Here is a 15,206-nt window from a genome sequence, read left to right on the forward strand (position 1 = left end):
GTCACTTGGTGCCATCGCCCTCGCCGCCGTCCTTGCCCTCGGGACCGTCGCCCTCGGAGCGCTCGCCCTCGGCGCCCTCGCGCTTGGTCAGGTCGGGCTTGCCGCCCTCGGCCGTGCCCTTCGCCGCCTCGCCGAGCATCTTGTCCAGCTCGGAGAAGTCCAGCTGCTCGCGGTGCACGAAGCCGTCCGGGTCGTCCAGGTCCTGCGCCGTGGGCAGCATGTCCGGGTGCGACCACAGCGCGTCCCGGCCCTCCAGGCCGCGCGCGTCCGTGAGCGAGGCCCACAGCCGCGAGGCGTCCCGCAGGCGCCGCGGGCGCAGCTCCAGGCCGATGAGCGTGGCGAAGGTCTGCTCGGCCGGACCGCCGGTCGCCCGGCGCCGCCGCAACGTTTCGCGCAGCGCGTCGGCCGACGGCAGGTGCGGAGCCGCAGCGGCGTGCACCACCGCGTCCACCCAGCCCTCGACGAGCGCCAGCGCCGTCTCCAGACGGGCCAGCGCGGCCTTCTGCTCCGGGGTGTCCTCGGGCTGGAACATGCCCTGCTGGAGCGCGTCCTGCAGCTGCTCCGGATGGGCCGGGTCGAGCTGGCCGACCGCGTCCTCCAGCTTGCTGGTGTCGACCTTGATGCCGCGGGCGTAGCCCTCGACCGCACCGAAGAGGTGCGAGCGCAGCCACGGGACATGCGCGAAGAGACGCTGGTGGGCGGCCTCGCGCAGCGCCAGGTACAGCCGCACCTCCTCCGGAGGCACGCCCAGGCCGGAGCCGAGCGCCTCGACGTTGCCCGGCAGCAGGGCGGCCTTGCCGGCCGGGCCCAGCGGCAGTCCGACGTCCGTGGAGCCGACGACCTCGCCGGCCAGCGTGCCGAGCGCCTGCCCGATCTGGGTACCGAACATCGCGCCGCCCATGGAGCGCATCATCCCGAGCAGCGGGCCCGCCATGGCCTGCATCTCCTCGGGGAGCACGTCGCCCATCGCGGCGCCGACACGCTCGGCGACCGGGTCGACCAGCTCCTGCCACACCGGGAGGGTCTCCTCGACCCACTCGGCGCGGCTCCAGGCGACCACGCTGCCCGCGCCCGACGGCAGCGACGTCACGCCGTCCAGCCACAGGTCGGCGAGGCGCACGGCCTCCTCGACCGCGGCCCGCTCCCCGGGCGCCACGCTGGCGTCCTTGCTGCCGTCCGGGGCACCCTGTGCCACCGTCTGGCGCGCGATGTCCTTGGCCATCTCCCAGTTCACCGGGCCGCCCTCGTACGAGAGCATCTGGCCGAGCTTCTGGAAGGCGGCTCCGAGGTCGCCAGGGTTCATCTCGCCCCCGGGCCCGCCCATGCCGCCGAAGAGCGCCGCGAACGGATTGTCCGCGCCGCCGCTCCCGCCGCCGAACCCGAACGGATTCGCGGGGCCCTGGTTACCTCCCTGGCCGCCCTTCTGCTTGCCGTTGTCGCCGTCCTCCGGCTCCTCCGGCGGAAGGCCGAATCCGAATGGGTTGTCACTCACGGGTTTCCTCGGCTCGTAGGGCCGCCGGCCCCGGGCCGACGGCGGCTGCCCGACATTCCCTTCCAGCCTAGAGGGTGCCCGGCCGTTCTCCGCGGCCGCGGAGCAGGTCGGCCGGACACCTCCTGACACCCCGCGCCGCTCCGGGGCTCGGTGCTTGGCTGTCGGGGCGCCTGCGGCAGGATGGACGCACGCTGGTCCGTACGCGCCGGTGCGCATACGTACTGAAGACAACCGCTGGAGACGCCCGGTGAGTTCCCCAGATCCGACCGTTCGCGCAGCGCGAAACAGTGCTGCCAGGCCCGAGAAGACGTCCGATACGACCCTCCCCGGGGCAGCCGCGCCACAGCACCGCCCCGTCGTGGCGGTTACCGGCGCCGCCGCCGGTATCGGGGCGCTGCTGACCCGTGCCCTGCTGGAGTCCGACGAGGTCAAGCGGGTCGTGGCCATCGATGAGCGGCGCGGGGACGAGGAGGACGCCGACTGGCACGTACTGGATGTCCGCGACCCCGCCATCGCCGAGAAGCTCCGGGGCGCCGACGTCGTCGTCCACCTGGCGCTCGACCTCGACCTGGAGACCGACCCGGCCGCCCGCACCGCGTACAACGTGCGCGGCACCCAGACCGTCCTGACCGCGGCCGCCGCGGCCGGCGTGCACCGGGTCGTCCTGTGCACCTCCGCGATGGTCTACGGGGCGCTGCCCGACAACGATGTTCCACTCTCCGAGGACGCCGAGCTGCGCGCGACCGCGGACGCCACCGGGGTCGGCGACCTCATGGAGATCGAACGGCTGGCGCACCGGGCGCCGCGCGCCCACCCCGGACTGAACGTCACCGTGCTGCGCCCCACCGTCCTCGTGGGCGGCACCGACACCGCGCTGACCCGGTACTTCGAGTCGCCGCGCCTCCTGGTCGTCGCGGGCTCCCGTCCCACGTGGCAGTTCTGCCACGTGGAGGACCTGGTCAGCGCCCTGGAGTACGCCGCCCTGGAGAAGGTCGAGGGCGAGCTCGCGGTGGGCTGCGACGGCTGGCTGGAGCAGGAGGAGGTCGAGGAGCTCACCGGTATCCGCAGGATGGAGCTGCCCTCCTCGGTGGCGCTCGGCGCCGCGGCGCGGCTGCACCGCATCGGGCTCACGCCCTCGCCCGCCGGCGACCTGGCGTACACGATGCACCCGTGGGTGGTCAGCGGCAGCCGGCTGCACGACGCGGGCTGGCGGCCCCGCTGGACCAACGAGGAGGTGCTCGCCGAGCTCCTGGAGGAGGTCGCGGGGCGGCACACGGTGGCCGGGCGCCGGCTGGGCCGCAAGGACGCCACCGCCGCAGGTGCGGCGGGCGCGACCGTCGCGCTGCTGGGTACCGCCGCGCTCGTACGCCGCGCCCGTAAGGCCCGGCGCCGCCTCTGAGGCAGCGCGGCGGCGCCCCCCGAAGCACGCGCGCCACAGGAGCGCCGGGAACCGTACGGAAGCGGTGGCTCCCTCCGGACGGCGGGAATGCGTCGTCCGTACGCGGCAGCAGTCCCCCTACGGTCTGGTACGACCCTCCATAAGGCGGTCCGTACACCAGGTGAAACAGCCATTCCCCCGCGCCGCGTCCGTGGGGCACGATGGGCACATGTCTGGTACGAACCACCACCCGTCGCCGCGCCCCGACTACCCCGGTGAGCAGGGGACAGCGGATCCGATCCGGCTGCTGGGCATCCGGGACACGCCGCTGTCCGTGGACGAGGTGTTCACAGCCGTCGGGGACGCCGCGTCCGGCGGGACCGCCCTGTTCGTCGGCACCGTCCGCTCGCACGACGGCGGCTCGGACGTCGACGGGCTCGGCTACTCCGCACACCCGACGGCCGAGGCGGAGCTCCGCCGGGTCGCGGAGAAGGTGGCCGCGGACTTCCCCGTTCGGGCGCTGGCCGCGGTCCACCGGGTGGGGGATCTGCGCATCGGTGACCTCGCGGTCGTCGTGGCGGTGTCCTGCGCGCACCGGGGGGAGGCCTTCGAGGCGTGCAGACGGCTCATCGACGACCTCAAGCACGAGGTCCCGATCTGGAAGCACCAGACGTTTTCGGACGGGACCGAAGAATGGGTCGGTGCGTAGCGCCGTCTTCTGGGGGTGGAGGTCGGGCGACGGGAGGGCGGGTAGGGGCGTAACAGAGGGCAGCACGTCGCAGTGCCTTCGTGGTCGGTTCGCCCCCATGGCGTAAAGAAAGCGTGCAGGGCGCATTCATGGGGCGCACGGGAGCGGTGAGCTGCCCGTAACTGGGTACGCGCCCTTTACGGGCGCCCCGCCGCAGACGCCCGGTGATCAGCCGGACAGCCGACATCGTCCTCCGGTTGCGTAACCCGCCCCCGGGCCTGAGCGTTGAGCTGTCGGATGGTTAATCTGCTTATTCGTCGTTGCGGTTGTGTACAAGGGGTCGGGAGGCCGCTATGGGTGCGCTTCTCTGGTTGCTGATTCCGGTTCTCGCCGCACTGGGCGCTGTCGTGTGGAGTACGTGGACCACGAGGTACCGCAAGGCCGGGGACGTTGCTGAGCTCGCCGGGTACGCCCGTTTCCGGGAGGCCATGGAGCGCGAGGACGCGCCGCCCGCGGAGGTTGACGCACCGCCCGCGGAGGTCCGTTCCGACGCGGCCTGAGCCCCGTACGGACGGCCCCGCGGGCCGCTTGTCATACCCGTCCCGTACTGTCGTTCCATGCCACGCCGGACCGCGACGCTCCTCGCTTCGACCCTCATGCTGATCGCGCTGCTGTGCGCCGGGGTGCTGATTCCCGTGCCGTACGCGCAGATGACGCCGGGGCCCACGGTCAACACCCTCGGCGACCACGCGGGCGAGCCGGTGCTGCAGATCGACGGCCGCAAGTCGTATCCGACGTCCGGTCATCTGAACATGACGACGGTCCGTGTCACCGGCCCGGACTACCGCATGAACCTCTTCGAGGCGGCGTACGGCTGGCTGGCGCACGACAGCGCCGTGGTGCCGCACAAGACGCTGTACCCGGACAACCAGACGGCCGAGCAGGCCGACCAGGAGAACGCCGAGGAGTTCAGCCAGTCCCAGGAGAGCGCCAAGGTGGCGGCCCTGAACGAGCTGGACATCCCGGTGGACTCACAGGTCGTGGTCGCCTCGGTCATGAAGGACACCCCGGCCGACGGCACGCTGCACGCCGGTGACGTCATCAAGGCGGTGGACGGTACGGCGGTGAAGCGGCCCGCGGACGTCGCCGGGCTGGTCACGAAGCACAAGGCGGGCGAGAAGGTCACCTTCACGCTGGTCCCGGCCAAGGAAGCGGCCGCGGCGGAGAAGAAGGGCGAGAAGCCCTCCGGCGGCCGCCAGGTCTCGCTGACGACCAAGAAGGCCACGGACGGCCGGGCCATCGTCGGCATCCAGGCCGGCCTCGATCACACGTTCCCGTTCGAGATCGACATCAAGCTCGCCGATGTGGGTGGCCCGAGCGCGGGCCTGATGTTCGCACTCGGGATCGTCGACAAGCTCACGCCCGAGGACCTGACCGGCGGGAACTTCGTCGCCGGTACGGGAACGATCGACGACAAGGGCAAGGTCGGGCCGATCGGCGGCATCTCCATGAAGATCGTCGCGGCCCGGGACAAGGGCGCCGAGTACTTCCTCACTCCGAAGGACAACTGCGCGACCGCGGCCAAGGACACCCCGGACGGGCTCAAGCTCGTCAAGGTGAACACCATTCACGACGCGACGCAGGCCCTGACGAAGATCCGCAAGGGCGACACGGCGCACTTGCCGAGCTGCACGCCTGCCGCGCACTCCTGACGGCAGCTCGGGGCCGCACGGGCGCTCCTGCCGAGCGCCCCGAGTCGGCTCGCGCGCGCCCGAGCCGCCAAGCCCCGGCGAGCGCCGTCCCGAGCCACCAAGCCCCCCTGTGCGCGCCCACGAAGCCCCCGAGCCCCCGTGAGCGCGCCCCGAACCGCCAAGCCCCCCCCCGGCGCCGGACCGGCTGCTTCCGGACCGCCTACTCCTCGAACGTCGCCGTCAGGGCCTCCGCCAGGCCCGGTACGAGGTCGGCGCCGGTGAGCACCTCGGCGGTGGAGTCCTTCTCGCGCAGCCGCAGCGCCGACTCGCGCCGGCCGTCGCGCAGCACCGCCACGGTCATCCGGACCTCCTGCCGGTCGGGGTGTTCGGCGACCCACTTGGCCAGCGCGTCCTCGTCCATGCCGGCCGGCACGGACTCCTCGGCGGACGGCGGCAGCATCAGCCGCTCCACGGTCATGGCGCAGCCGGCCACCGCGTCGGGCCAGGCGATGGTGCCGAGGAACTCGTCGAGCGGGACGGTCGGGGGGACCTCGTCCTGCTCCACGGGGGTCAGGGAGGCGTCGGCGTTCTCGTCGATGCCCAGCTGGGCGGCGAGCGCGGGCTCTTCGTCGCGCAGGCGCGCGGTGTCTACAAGGGCGAACAGTCGGGCGGGCTGGTCCCAGCCGATCCCGGCGGCGTACTCGTCGATTTCGAGTACGGCGCGGGTCAGTGGGTCGGCGGCGAGAGGGGTGCCGTCAACGGGGAGGTTGGTCATGTGGAATATCGTGCCCTGAACTTCCCGGAAAACGGGAACCGGGTAAAGCCTTAGTAAGTTGCAAGAGTGGGTCCTACTATCACCGGGCCCGCTTCATACGACAGCGAACTTCGAGGTGCGCACCTTGGCTTTCCAGATGCCGGACCGCGGCTCAGGCCCCGCCGGGCCACGGACGAGAGTGGGCCGCCCGTCCCGGCGGATGCGGACCGGGCTCCTGACCCTGGGCGTGCTGGCTGTGCTGGCCATGCTCTTCGTGATGTTCTCCGGGTTCTGGACCGACTGGCTGTGGTACCGCTCGGTGAGGTACTCCTCGGTCTTCACCACGACCCTGTGGACCAAGGTCGGCCTGTTCTTCTTCTTCGGCGTGCTGATGGCGGCCGCCATCGGGGTCAACGTCTGGCTGGCCCACCGGCTCCGCCCGCCGCTCAGCGCCATGTCGCTGGAGCAGCAGAGCCTGGACCGCTACCGGATGAGCATCGCGCCCTACAAGAAGTGGGTGCTGGTCGCGGTCACCGCGCTGGTCGGCCTGATCGCCGGCGCGTCCGCCTCCAGCCAGTGGCGCACGTGGCTCCAGTGGGTCAACGGCGTGCCGTTCGGCCAGAAGGACCCGCAGTTCCACCAGGACATTTCCTTCTACGCCTTCGACCTGCCGTGGTTCCGCTTCCTGCTGAGCTTCGGCTTCGCCTGCGTGGTGCTGTGCCTGATCGCCGCGGCGCTCACGCACTACCTGTACGGCGGCCTCCGCGTCACGAGCCCCGGCTCCCGTGCCACCGCCGCGGCCACCGGCCACCTGTCGGTGCTGCTGGGCATCTTCGTGTCGCTCAAGGCGATGGCGTACTGGCTCGACCGGTACGGCCTCGCGGTGAAGTCCAGCGGCCTGAAGTCCGCGGAGGGATGGACGGGCCTGCGGTACGTCGACGCGCACGCCTATCTGCCGGCGAAGACGATCCTGTTCTTCATCGCCGCCATCTGTGCCGTGCTCTTCTTCGCCACCCTGTGGCGGCGGACCTGGCAGCTGCCGGTCATCGGCTTCGGCCTGATGGTGCTCTCGGCCGTCCTCATCGGCGGTCTGTACCCGGCGATCGTGCAGAAGTTCCAGGTCCAGCCCAATGAGCAGGCCAAGGAAGCGCCGTTCATCAAGGAGAACATCAAGGCCACGCGGGACGCGTACGGCATCGACGGCTCCAAGGTCACCGGTTACAAGGGCGACTACAAGCCCAAGGACAAGGCGGACAACGAGCGGCTGCGGTCCGCCGCGGACACCACGGCGAGCATGCGCCTGCTGGATCCGAACGTCGTCTCGCCCACCTTCCAGCAGCAGCAACAGGTCCGCGGGTACTACCAGTTCCCCGCCACGCTCGACGTCGACCGCTACAAGGACAGCGACGGCAAGGAGCAGGACACCGTCATCGGCCTGCGCGAGCTGAACATCGCGGGCATCCCCGAGCGCAACTGGATCAACGACCACTTCAAGTACACCCACGGGTACGGCGCGGTCACCGCCAAGGGGACCGGCACGGTCAATGAGGGCGAGCCGGACTACACCCAGAAGAACCTGCCCGCCAAGGGGAACCTCCCCAAGCACGAGCAGCGCATCTACTACGGCGAGAAGACCACGCAGTACTCGATCGTCGGCGGGCCGCAGCAGGAGCTGGACTACTCCGACGACAGCGGTGAGAAGAGCTACAGCTACAAGGGCAAGAGCGGGGTGAACCTCGCCAACCCGGTGAACCGCGCGGCGTACGCCGTGGCCTTCGGCGAGCCACAAATCCTGTACTCGGGCGCCATCGGCGACGGCTCGCGCATCCTGTACAACCGCACGCCCAAGGAGCGCGTGGAGTCGGTCGCGCCGTGGCTCACCATCGACGGCGACGCGTACCCGGCGGTGGTCGACGGCCGCATCAAGTGGATCGTCGATGCGTACACCACGAGCAACGGCTATCCGTACTCCTCGCGGACCACGCTCGGGGACACCACGGCGGACTCGCTGACCGACGGCCAGCGCGCGGTGGTGGCCCAGCAGAACCAGGTCAACTACATCCGTAACTCCGTCAAGGCGACGGTCGACGCGTACGACGGCTCGGTCAAGCTCTACCAGTGGGACAAGAACGACCCGGTCCTGAAGACCTGGATGAAGGCGTTCCCCGGCACGGTCGAGCCCAAGTCGAAGATCAGCGACGGCATGATGGAGCACCTGCGGTACCCGCAGGACCTCTTCAAGGTGCAGCGCCAGCTGCTGACCACGTACCACGTCACCGAAGCGAACACCTTCTACACCGGCAGCGAGCGCTGGCAGATCCCGAACGACCCGACGACCAAGTCGGCGACCGCGGTTCCGCCGTACTACCTCAGCATGAAGATGCCGGACCAGAAGAAGCAGACGTTCTCGCTGACGACGACGTTCACGCCGAACAAGCGGGACAACCTCGGGGCGTTCATGGCGGTCGACGCCAACGCCAAGAGTCCGGACTACGGGAAGATCAGAATCCTCAAGCTACCGTCCGAGACCACGGTCCCCGGACCGCAGCAGGTGCAGTCGAAGTTCAACTCCGACGACACGGTCGCCAAGACGCTCAACATCCTCAAGAAGGGCGACTCGGAGATCGAGTACGGCAATCTGCTCACCGTCCCCCTGGACGGCGGCCTGCTGTACGTCGAGCCGGTCTATCTGCGGGGCGCGGGCACCAACTATCCGCTGCTGAAGAAGGTGCTCGTCTCCTACGGCAACAAGGCGGCCTTCGAGAACAGCCTCGGTGAAGCGCTGGACGTGGTGTTCGGCAAGAAGGCGCCCAACGTCGGTGACGACGGCGAGGAGGACACCACCACGCCGCCGGACGAGGGCAGTACGACACCGCCCACGGACCAGAGCGTCCAGGAGGCGCTGGACGACGCCCAGCAGGCGTACGAGGAGGGTGAGAAGGCCCGCGAGTCCGGCGACTGGGCCGGCTACGGCGAGGCGCAGGAGAAGCTGAAGGCCGCGCTGGACCGGGCCGCCGCCGCGGAGAAGAAGGCGGGGGAGAAGGCCGGTTCGTCGGACCGGGGCGGTGCCGGCGAAGGGGACAAGCAGGGCGGCTGACCGCGGATTATGGCTCCGCCTCCGCGCCGTGGTACCTTAAATACACAACGGCGCGGGGTGGAGCAGCTCGGTAGCTCGCTGGGCTCATAACCCAGAGGTCGCAGGTTCAAATCCTGTCCCCGCTACTGCAAGGCGAAGGCCCGGATCCTCTTGGATCCGGGCCTTCGTCGTGTGTGCCGTCACATATGTGCGCGTTAAACCACCCGCATTGGGGAGACTGGTGTCCTGAGCGTTTGGCATGTCGTCGTGTCGGGAAGTCGACAAAACGCTGAAGTGACCTCACTGGCTGCGGTATACCAGGTGTACCCGGGCTTCGGGTGGTGCGACGATGGCCCTTATGGGGGACAAGGCAAGGTTGTTGGAGACAGGACCATTTGTGCATGCGCCCGACGACGGGCGCGAATCCGAGCTGCCGCCGCCCGCGAGGGACGCGGCAGATATGGCCGAAACCGTCGACGCCACGGAGTCGCCCGAGGCGACCGAGGCCATGGACGAGGTGGGCCACCGGCAGGCCGCCGCCGCGGGCGACCCCGCGGCAGCGAGCATGCTCGGCGCGATGCTGCTGCGCCGCGGTGATCTGGACGGCGCCGAACCGTGCCTGCGCGCCGCCACCGTCGCGGGCGACCGGGCCGCCGCCAACAACCTCGGAGTCCTGCTGCACCAGCGCGGGTACGCCGACGAGGCGGCCGGCTGGTGGCGCATCGCCGCCGTCGCCGGCTCCGCCGCCGCGGCGCACGCGCTGGGCCGGCACTACCGCGAGCGCGGCGACGAGCCCGCCGCCGAGTACTGGCTGCGCCAGGCCGCCGAATCCGGCCACTGCCTGGGCGCCTACGCGCTGGCCGACCTGCTCGACCACCGGGGCGAGGAGGGTGCGGAGCAGTGGTTCGTGGCCGCCGCCGAGCGCGGCCACCGCGAGGCGGCGTACCGCCTCGCGCGCATCCTGGACGAGCGGGAGGCCGACGGCACCGCGTACGGCGAGCACGCGGAGCCGCGCGCCGCGGCCGAGCAGTGGTACCGCCAGGCCGCGGCCCGCGGGCACCGCAGGGCCGCGCTGCACCTCGGCACGCTCCTGGAGGAGCGCGGCGAGCTCAAGGAGGCCGGGCGCTGGTACCTCATCGCGGCCAAGGACGGCGAGCCGCGCGCCGCGTGCGCGCTCGGCTTCCTCCTGAAGGACGCGGGCGACGAGGAGAGCGCGGCGGAGTGGTGGCGCCGGGCGGCCCAGGACGGCGACGGCAACGCCGCCAACGCCCTCGGGGCGCTGCACGCCGACCGGGGCGAGCTGCAGACCGCCGAGCGCTGGTACCGCGCCGCCCTGGAGGCCGGCGACGTCAACGGCGCGTACAACATCGGCCTGCTCTGCGCCCAGCAGGGCCGCGACGGCCGCAGCGAGCAGTGGTACCGCCGGGCCGCCTACGCGGGCCACCGGGAGGCGTCCAACGCGCTGGCCGTACTGCTGCTGCAGCGCGGCGACGCGTCCGGTGCCGAGCCGTGGTTCTCCAAGGCGGCCGAGGCCGGCAGCGTGGACGCCGCGTTCAACCTCGGCATCCTGCACGCGGGCCGGGGCGCCGAGCGCACCTCCCGCAGGTGGTACGAGCGGGCCGCCGAGGCCGGGCACACGGAGGCCGCGCTGCAGGCGGCCCTGTCCCTGTTGCGGGACGGCGAGTGGCAGGACGCCGAGCGGCATCTGCGCGGGGCGGCGGGCGCGGGCAGCGCGGAGGCGGCCTACCGGCTCGCCGCGCTGCTGGACCGCGAGGCCAGCGGCCCGGAGGAGTCCGGCGGCGAGAGCGAGGAGTGGTACGAGCGCGCCGCCGAGCAGGGGCATCGCGGCGCCCAGGTGCGGATGGGAATGCTCGCCGCGTCCCGGGGCGACGCCGTGGCGGCCGCCGACTGGTACCGCGCGGCGGCCGAGGCCGGCAGCCGCAACGCGGCCTTCAACCTCGGGCTGCTGCTGGCCCGCGAGGGCAGCCTCCCGGAGGCAGCCCTGTGGTGGACCCGCGCTGCCGAGGCCGGGCACGGGCGCGCGGCGCTGCGCCTCGCGCTGCTGGCGGCCCGCCGGGGTGCGCTCGCGGAGAGTGAGCGGTGGTGCGCGCGGGCCGTGGAGCTGGGCCCGCCGGAGGTCACCCAGCGTGCCGCCCGGCTGCGGGACGCCCTCAAGGAGGAGCTGAGCGCATGAGGCCCGGCCGGCCCTTCGGGGCCGGCCGGACGCCGGGTGCGCGAGGGCCGCGGGCACGGATTTGCGCTGGTCGTCGGCTTGGGGTTAGAGTTGTGAACACAACGGCGCGGGGTGGAGCAGCTCGGTAGCTCGCTGGGCTCATAACCCAGAGGTCGCAGGTTCAAATCCTGTCCCCGCTACTGAAGACGAAGGCCCGGATCCTCAAGGATCCGGGCCTTCGTCATGTGTGCGCTTCTGTTCACGGCCGGTGGCCGACCGCCTCCGCGTAGAAGGAGCGGTCCACGAGCCTGCTCTCCGGGACCGGCGGGCCCTTGGTGACCCGCGCGTCCCGGTAGGCGCGCTGCAGCCGCTCGGCGGTGCCCTTCCGGATCTCCCAGTCCATCCGCAGCGACGGCACGGCCGTCAGCACGTCGGCATCCACCTTCAGCAGCCTCGCCAGTTCCGCGGCGAACGCCCGGTCGGCCTTGTAGTCGCCGCGGAAGTACGTGTTGACCGTACGGATGTACGCGCGCAGGAAGGCGACGCCGGCGTCCGGGTCCCGCTGCAGGAGGTTCGGGCCGTACAGGGCGCCGCCGAGCGGTTCGCCCTGTGGCTGGCCGCCGAGGAACGCGTACTTCTTGTTGCCGTCGACCGTGCGCCATACCGGGTCCAGCAGCCAGGCGGCGTCCACGCCGCCGCCGGTCAGCGCGGTCAGCACGTCCGAGGAGCCGAGCTGCTGGAAGGTGACGGAGTCCATACGGGCGCCGTGCCGGGCGAAGGAACGGTCCATCGGGTACATGATCACCGAGCCCTTGCCGATCATGGTCCCGAGGGTCGCGCCCTTCAGGGACGCCGACCGCGCCGTCTCTCCCTTGCCGAGCCGGACCCACAGGCCGCTCTTCGAGCGCGGGTCGGGCGAGAAATTGCCGGCCACCCAGCGGATGTCGAAGCCGCCGGCGATGCCGTTGAGGACGGCGGCCTCCGGCGCCGCCCACAGGACGTCCAGGTCGCCCTTGGCCAGCAGCGGCAGCGCCTCGGGCGTGGGCAGCACCTTCAGGTGGACGTCCAGGCCCTCCTTCGCGAACTCGCCGTTGGCGAGCGCCATTCGGAGGGGCGCGACGTACTCGGCGTTGAGCGTGCCGGTGGCGATCGTGAGCGAACGCTTCTTCTTCAGGGGCCGGGCAGCCGGGGCTCCCTTGTCGCAGCGGGCCGGCCGGCGGTCCTTCGCCAGGTCGGCGGGGTCGGTCCAGGCGCGGGCGGCACAGCCGGCGACGGGCTCGATCGTACGGGGCTTCGCCGGCCTGCCACCGGCCTCCTGGGCGGCGCATCCGGTGAGCAGGGCCAGGGCGGCGGCGAGCGCGGTGAGACGACGGCGCATGGGGCCTCCGGGTACCGAGTAGGGGAGGGGCGGGCCGGGTCAGCTCCGGGAGCGGCCGCGGTCGCGTGGGGCCCAGGGAGTGAGGAACCGGCCGGCCAGGCGCACCAGTTCGGAGAAGAGCACGCCCAGGACGGCGACGCAGACGATCCCGACGAACATCACGTCGTTCTGGAACAGCGCCCGCGAGTCGAAGATCAGGTGGCCGAGCCCGTCGGCGGCGGCGATCTGTTCCGAGGCGACGATCACCAGGACCGCGACCCCCGCCGCTATCCGGGCCCCGACCAGCACCGCGGGCAGGGAGGCGGGCAGCAGGACGTGCCGGAACATCTGCCAGGGGCTCGCGCCGAAGACCCGGCCCGCGTCGCGGTGCCCGGCCGGTACGGCCAGTACCGCCGCCATGGTGGAGATCCACACGAAGAAGAAGACGGTGGCCGCGACCAGCGCGATCTGCGGTCCCTCGCCGAGTCCGAACATGTTCAGGAAGACCGGCAGCAGGGCCAGCTTCGGCACGACGTACAGCGCGTCCAGCAGCGGCTCCAGGGCGGCGCGTACGAGGGCGAGCGAACCCATGAGGAGGCCCAGCGCGTAGCCCGCCACGGCCCCGACGGCATAGCCCGCGAGGACCCGTCGCAGGGTGGCCCATACGTCCGGCCACAGCTCGCCGGCCAGTGCCCGGTCCCAGCCGTCGGCCAGGATGGTGCCGGGTGCCGGATAGATGCGGGCGTCGATCCACCCCTGTACGGCGGCGAGCTGCCACAGCAGGATCAGGGCGGCCGGGACGGCGAGGGCGAGCGCCGCTTCAAGGGCGCGGCGCCGCCTGTACGTACGCTGCGGACGCAGCTCCTGAGGGCCGGGACGGCGCACGAGGACCGTCTCGCGCGGCGGAGAGTGGTCGGTGAGCGTCATACGGGTACCGCCTCCGTGCCGTTACCGGGGCGTGCGTCCGTGCCCGTATCGGAGCGGGCGTCGACCTCGCCGCGCAGCAGGTCCCACAGCTCGGTCTTGAGCGCGGTGAACTCCGGGGCGCTGCGCACCGCGCCACTACGGGGGCGGCCGAACGGCGGGCGGCGCTCGGCGATGATGCGGCCGGGGCGTGCGGACATCACCAGGACCCGGTCGCCGAGGACGAGCGCCTCTTCGAGGCTGTGCGTGATGAAGAGGGTGGTCGTACGGGTGTGCTGGGTGAGGTCCAGCAGCTCGTCCTGCAGGATCGTGCGGAGCTGGGCATCCAGGGCGGCGAAGGGCTCGTCCATGAGCAGCAGCTCGGGCTCCACGGCGAGCGCGCGGGCGATGGCCACGCGCTGGCGCATGCCGCCGGAGAGCGCCGCCGGGTAGGCGTCCGCGAACTCCGTGAGCCCCATGCGGGCCAGCCAGGAACGGGCGCGTGCGTCGGCCTCCTTACGGGGCACGCGCTGCACGTCCAGGCCGAAGCGGACGTTGGCCAGCACGGACTTCCAGTCGTAGATGCCGTAGTCCTGGAAGATCATCGCGGCCGGGCGCGCACTCGTGGCGCGGATCTCCAGCTCGCCCGTGCCGGGCCGGAGCAGCCCCGCGGCGATCCGCAGCAGCGTGGACTTGCCGCAGCCCGAGGGGCCCACGAGGCAGACGAACTCGCCCGCGGCGATGTCGAGGTCGAGCGGGCCGAGCGCGGTCAGCGCCTTGCGGCCGCGGCCGAAGGAACGGCCGAGCGCCCGGGCGCGCAGGGCCGGTGGCCGCGCTTCGGGCGAACGCGGGACGGCGGACGGGGACGGCGGGTGCGGCTCTCCCACGGTGTGCTCCTCGCGGAGTGCGGGCCGGCTGCCGCGGCGGTCCCGGGCAGCCGTGGGGCGTGGCGCGAGGCACGATATGACGGGCCGTCAGAAACTGGAAGAGGCGTGCGCGGCGCACCGGAGAGGCGCGCGCCGTGTACCGAAGAGCCGTGTACCGAAGGGGCGTGTACCGAAGAGGCGTGCGCGACATGCCGAAGTAGCGCACGCCGATGCGCCTGGCTGCCGAAAAGCCCGCCGCGGAACGCGGCGGGCTGCAATGATCGGCGAGAGCTGAGCGGAGGGGCGGGGAGGTGCGGTGGCGACGTACGGATCAGGCGCGAGCGCAGTTCGGGCACGTGCCGCGGAAGGTCACCGATACCTCCGAGACCTCGAAGCCGAATCGTTCCGGCTCGGGCAGGGCGCTCATCGGGTCGCTCTCGATGTGCACGTCACGGATCGTGCCGCACTGCGAGCAGACGAGGTGGTGATGGTCGTGGTGGGCGTTGGGGTCGTACCGCTTCGCCCGGCCGTCCGTGCTGACCTCCAGCACCTCGCCGAGCAGGACGAGCTCACCGAGCGTGTTGTAGACCGTGGCGCGGGAGATCTCCGGCAGGCGCTCGGACGCCCGCGCGTGCACCTCGTCGGCGGTGTAGTGGACGTGGTCCCCGTCCAGGACCTCGGCGACGACGCGGCGCTGCGCGGTCAGCCGCCAGCCGCGTCCCCGGAGTCGTTCGAGCAGGTCACTCATGCCAATCACCCATCAGTCAGATATGAGCCAGGGTACCAGTGGTGGTCCATGACCGGATCGGGTACGGATTTCTCATCCTT

General features: G+C 71.6%; 12 protein-coding genes and 2 tRNA genes. 8 read left to right on the forward strand and 6 right to left on the reverse strand.

Going from position 1 to position 15,206, the window contains the following annotated elements:
• Nucleotide 1: 1 nt before the first annotated feature.
• A complete protein-coding gene (locus IF04_RS0128800) occupies nt 2-1,492 on the reverse strand; it encodes a zinc-dependent metalloprotease (RefSeq protein ID WP_030264213.1) in 1,491 nt (496 codons plus the stop codon).
• A gap of 247 nt (nt 1,493-1,739) precedes the next feature.
• Between IF04_RS0128800 and IF04_RS0128805 the strand changes: the two genes are divergently transcribed.
• The 4 genes from IF04_RS0128805 (at nt 1,740) to IF04_RS0128820 (ending at nt 5,270) form a co-directional block, all read left to right on the forward strand.
• Nucleotides 1,740-2,891, forward strand: a complete 1,152-nt coding sequence (locus IF04_RS0128805) for an NAD-dependent epimerase/dehydratase family protein (RefSeq protein WP_030264215.1) — start codon at nt 1,740-1,742, stop codon at nt 2,889-2,891.
• 208 nt (nt 2,892-3,099) lie between these two features.
• Entirely contained in the window at nt 3,100-3,579 is a 480-nt protein-coding gene (locus tag IF04_RS0128810) for a molybdenum cofactor biosynthesis protein MoaE (RefSeq protein WP_030264218.1), read from the forward strand.
• A gap of 332 nt (nt 3,580-3,911) precedes the next feature.
• Nucleotides 3,912-4,118 carry a hypothetical protein gene (locus IF04_RS0128815; RefSeq protein WP_030264221.1) on the forward strand — a complete coding sequence of 69 codons (207 nt, stop codon included), beginning with the start codon at nt 3,912-3,914 and terminating at the stop codon, nt 4,116-4,118.
• Nucleotides 4,119-4,175: 57 nt separating this feature from the next.
• Nucleotides 4,176-5,270 carry a YlbL family protein gene (locus IF04_RS0128820; RefSeq protein ID WP_030264222.1) on the forward strand — a complete coding sequence of 365 codons (1,095 nt, stop codon included), beginning with the start codon at nt 4,176-4,178 and terminating at the stop codon, nt 5,268-5,270.
• A gap of 199 nt (nt 5,271-5,469) precedes the next feature.
• On the opposite strand, the gene IF04_RS0128825 is transcribed toward IF04_RS0128820, so the two are convergent.
• On the reverse strand, nt 5,470-6,024 hold the full coding sequence (locus IF04_RS0128825; RefSeq protein ID WP_030264223.1) for a PPA1309 family protein: 555 nt from the start codon (nt 6,022-6,024) through the stop codon (nt 5,470-5,472).
• Nucleotides 6,025-6,160: 136 nt separating this feature from the next.
• On the opposite strand from IF04_RS0128825, the gene IF04_RS0128830 reads away from it, so the two are divergent.
• The 4 genes from IF04_RS0128830 (at nt 6,161) to IF04_RS0128845 (ending at nt 11,452) form a co-directional block, all read left to right on the forward strand.
• Entirely contained in the window at nt 6,161-9,100 is a 2,940-nt protein-coding gene (locus tag IF04_RS0128830) for a UPF0182 family membrane protein (protein WP_078600919.1), read from the forward strand.
• Between the two features lie 51 nt (nt 9,101-9,151).
• A tRNA-Met gene (locus tag IF04_RS0128835) sits at nt 9,152-9,225 on the forward strand.
• Nucleotides 9,226-9,428: 203 nt separating this feature from the next.
• Entirely contained in the window at nt 9,429-11,273 is a 1,845-nt protein-coding gene (locus IF04_RS0128840) for a tetratricopeptide repeat protein (RefSeq protein ID WP_211259870.1), read from the forward strand.
• Between the two features lie 105 nt (nt 11,274-11,378).
• Nucleotides 11,379-11,452: transfer RNA gene (locus IF04_RS0128845), tRNA-Met, on the forward strand.
• Between the two features lie 59 nt (nt 11,453-11,511).
• Here the strand turns inward: IF04_RS0128845 and IF04_RS0128850 are convergent.
• The 4 genes from IF04_RS0128850 to IF04_RS0128865 form a co-directional block, all read right to left on the reverse strand.
• Nucleotides 11,512-12,630 (reverse strand): ABC transporter substrate-binding protein, encoded by a 1,119-nt coding sequence (locus IF04_RS0128850; protein WP_030264230.1) that lies wholly within the window; start codon nt 12,628-12,630, stop codon nt 11,512-11,514.
• Between the two features lie 39 nt (nt 12,631-12,669).
• Complete coding sequence (locus tag IF04_RS0128855) at nt 12,670-13,536, reverse strand: ABC transporter permease (RefSeq protein ID WP_030264232.1); 867 nt, start codon at nt 13,534-13,536, stop codon at nt 12,670-12,672.
• Complete coding sequence (locus IF04_RS0128860; protein ID WP_051831644.1) at nt 13,533-14,399, reverse strand: ABC transporter ATP-binding protein; 867 nt, start codon at nt 14,397-14,399, stop codon at nt 13,533-13,535. The genes IF04_RS0128855 and IF04_RS0128860 overlap by 4 nt, the downstream gene beginning before the upstream one ends.
• A gap of 310 nt (nt 14,400-14,709) precedes the next feature.
• Nucleotides 14,710-15,126 carry a Fur family transcriptional regulator gene (locus IF04_RS0128865; RefSeq protein WP_030264236.1) on the reverse strand — a complete coding sequence of 139 codons (417 nt, stop codon included), beginning with the start codon at nt 15,124-15,126 and terminating at the stop codon, nt 14,710-14,712.
• Nucleotides 15,127-15,206 lie beyond the last annotated feature (80 nt).

Origin of the sequence: Streptomyces violens (genome assembly GCF_000717745.1) — a bacterium.
GTDB classification, from domain to species: Bacteria; Actinomycetota; Actinomycetes; order Streptomycetales; family Streptomycetaceae; genus Streptomyces; species Streptomyces violens.

What these genes read in the sequence shown, in the direction of transcription:
- IF04_RS0128810 (WP_030264218.1), top strand. Translation starts at nt 3,100, where the DNA reads ATGTCTGGTACGAACCACCACCCGTCGCCGCGCCCCGACTACCCCGGT.
- IF04_RS0128815 (WP_030264221.1), top strand. Translation starts at nt 3,912, where the DNA reads ATGGGTGCGCTTCTCTGGTTGCTGATTCCGGTTCTCGCCGCACTGGGC.
- IF04_RS0128820 (WP_030264222.1), top strand. Translation starts at nt 4,176, where the DNA reads ATGCCACGCCGGACCGCGACGCTCCTCGCTTCGACCCTCATGCTGATC.
- IF04_RS0128825 (WP_030264223.1), bottom strand. Translation starts at nt 6,024, where the DNA reads ATGACCAACCTCCCCGTTGACGGCACCCCTCTCGCCGCCGACCCACTG.
- IF04_RS0128830 (WP_078600919.1), top strand. Translation starts at nt 6,161, where the DNA reads ATGCCGGACCGCGGCTCAGGCCCCGCCGGGCCACGGACGAGAGTGGGC.
- IF04_RS0128840 (WP_211259870.1), top strand. Translation starts at nt 9,429, where the DNA reads ATGGCCCTTATGGGGGACAAGGCAAGGTTGTTGGAGACAGGACCATTT.
- IF04_RS0128850 (WP_030264230.1), bottom strand. Translation starts at nt 12,630, where the DNA reads ATGCGCCGTCGTCTCACCGCGCTCGCCGCCGCCCTGGCCCTGCTCACC.
- IF04_RS0128855 (WP_030264232.1), bottom strand. Translation starts at nt 13,536, where the DNA reads ATGACGCTCACCGACCACTCTCCGCCGCGCGAGACGGTCCTCGTGCGC.
- IF04_RS0128865 (WP_030264236.1), bottom strand. Translation starts at nt 15,126, where the DNA reads ATGAGTGACCTGCTCGAACGACTCCGGGGACGCGGCTGGCGGCTGACC.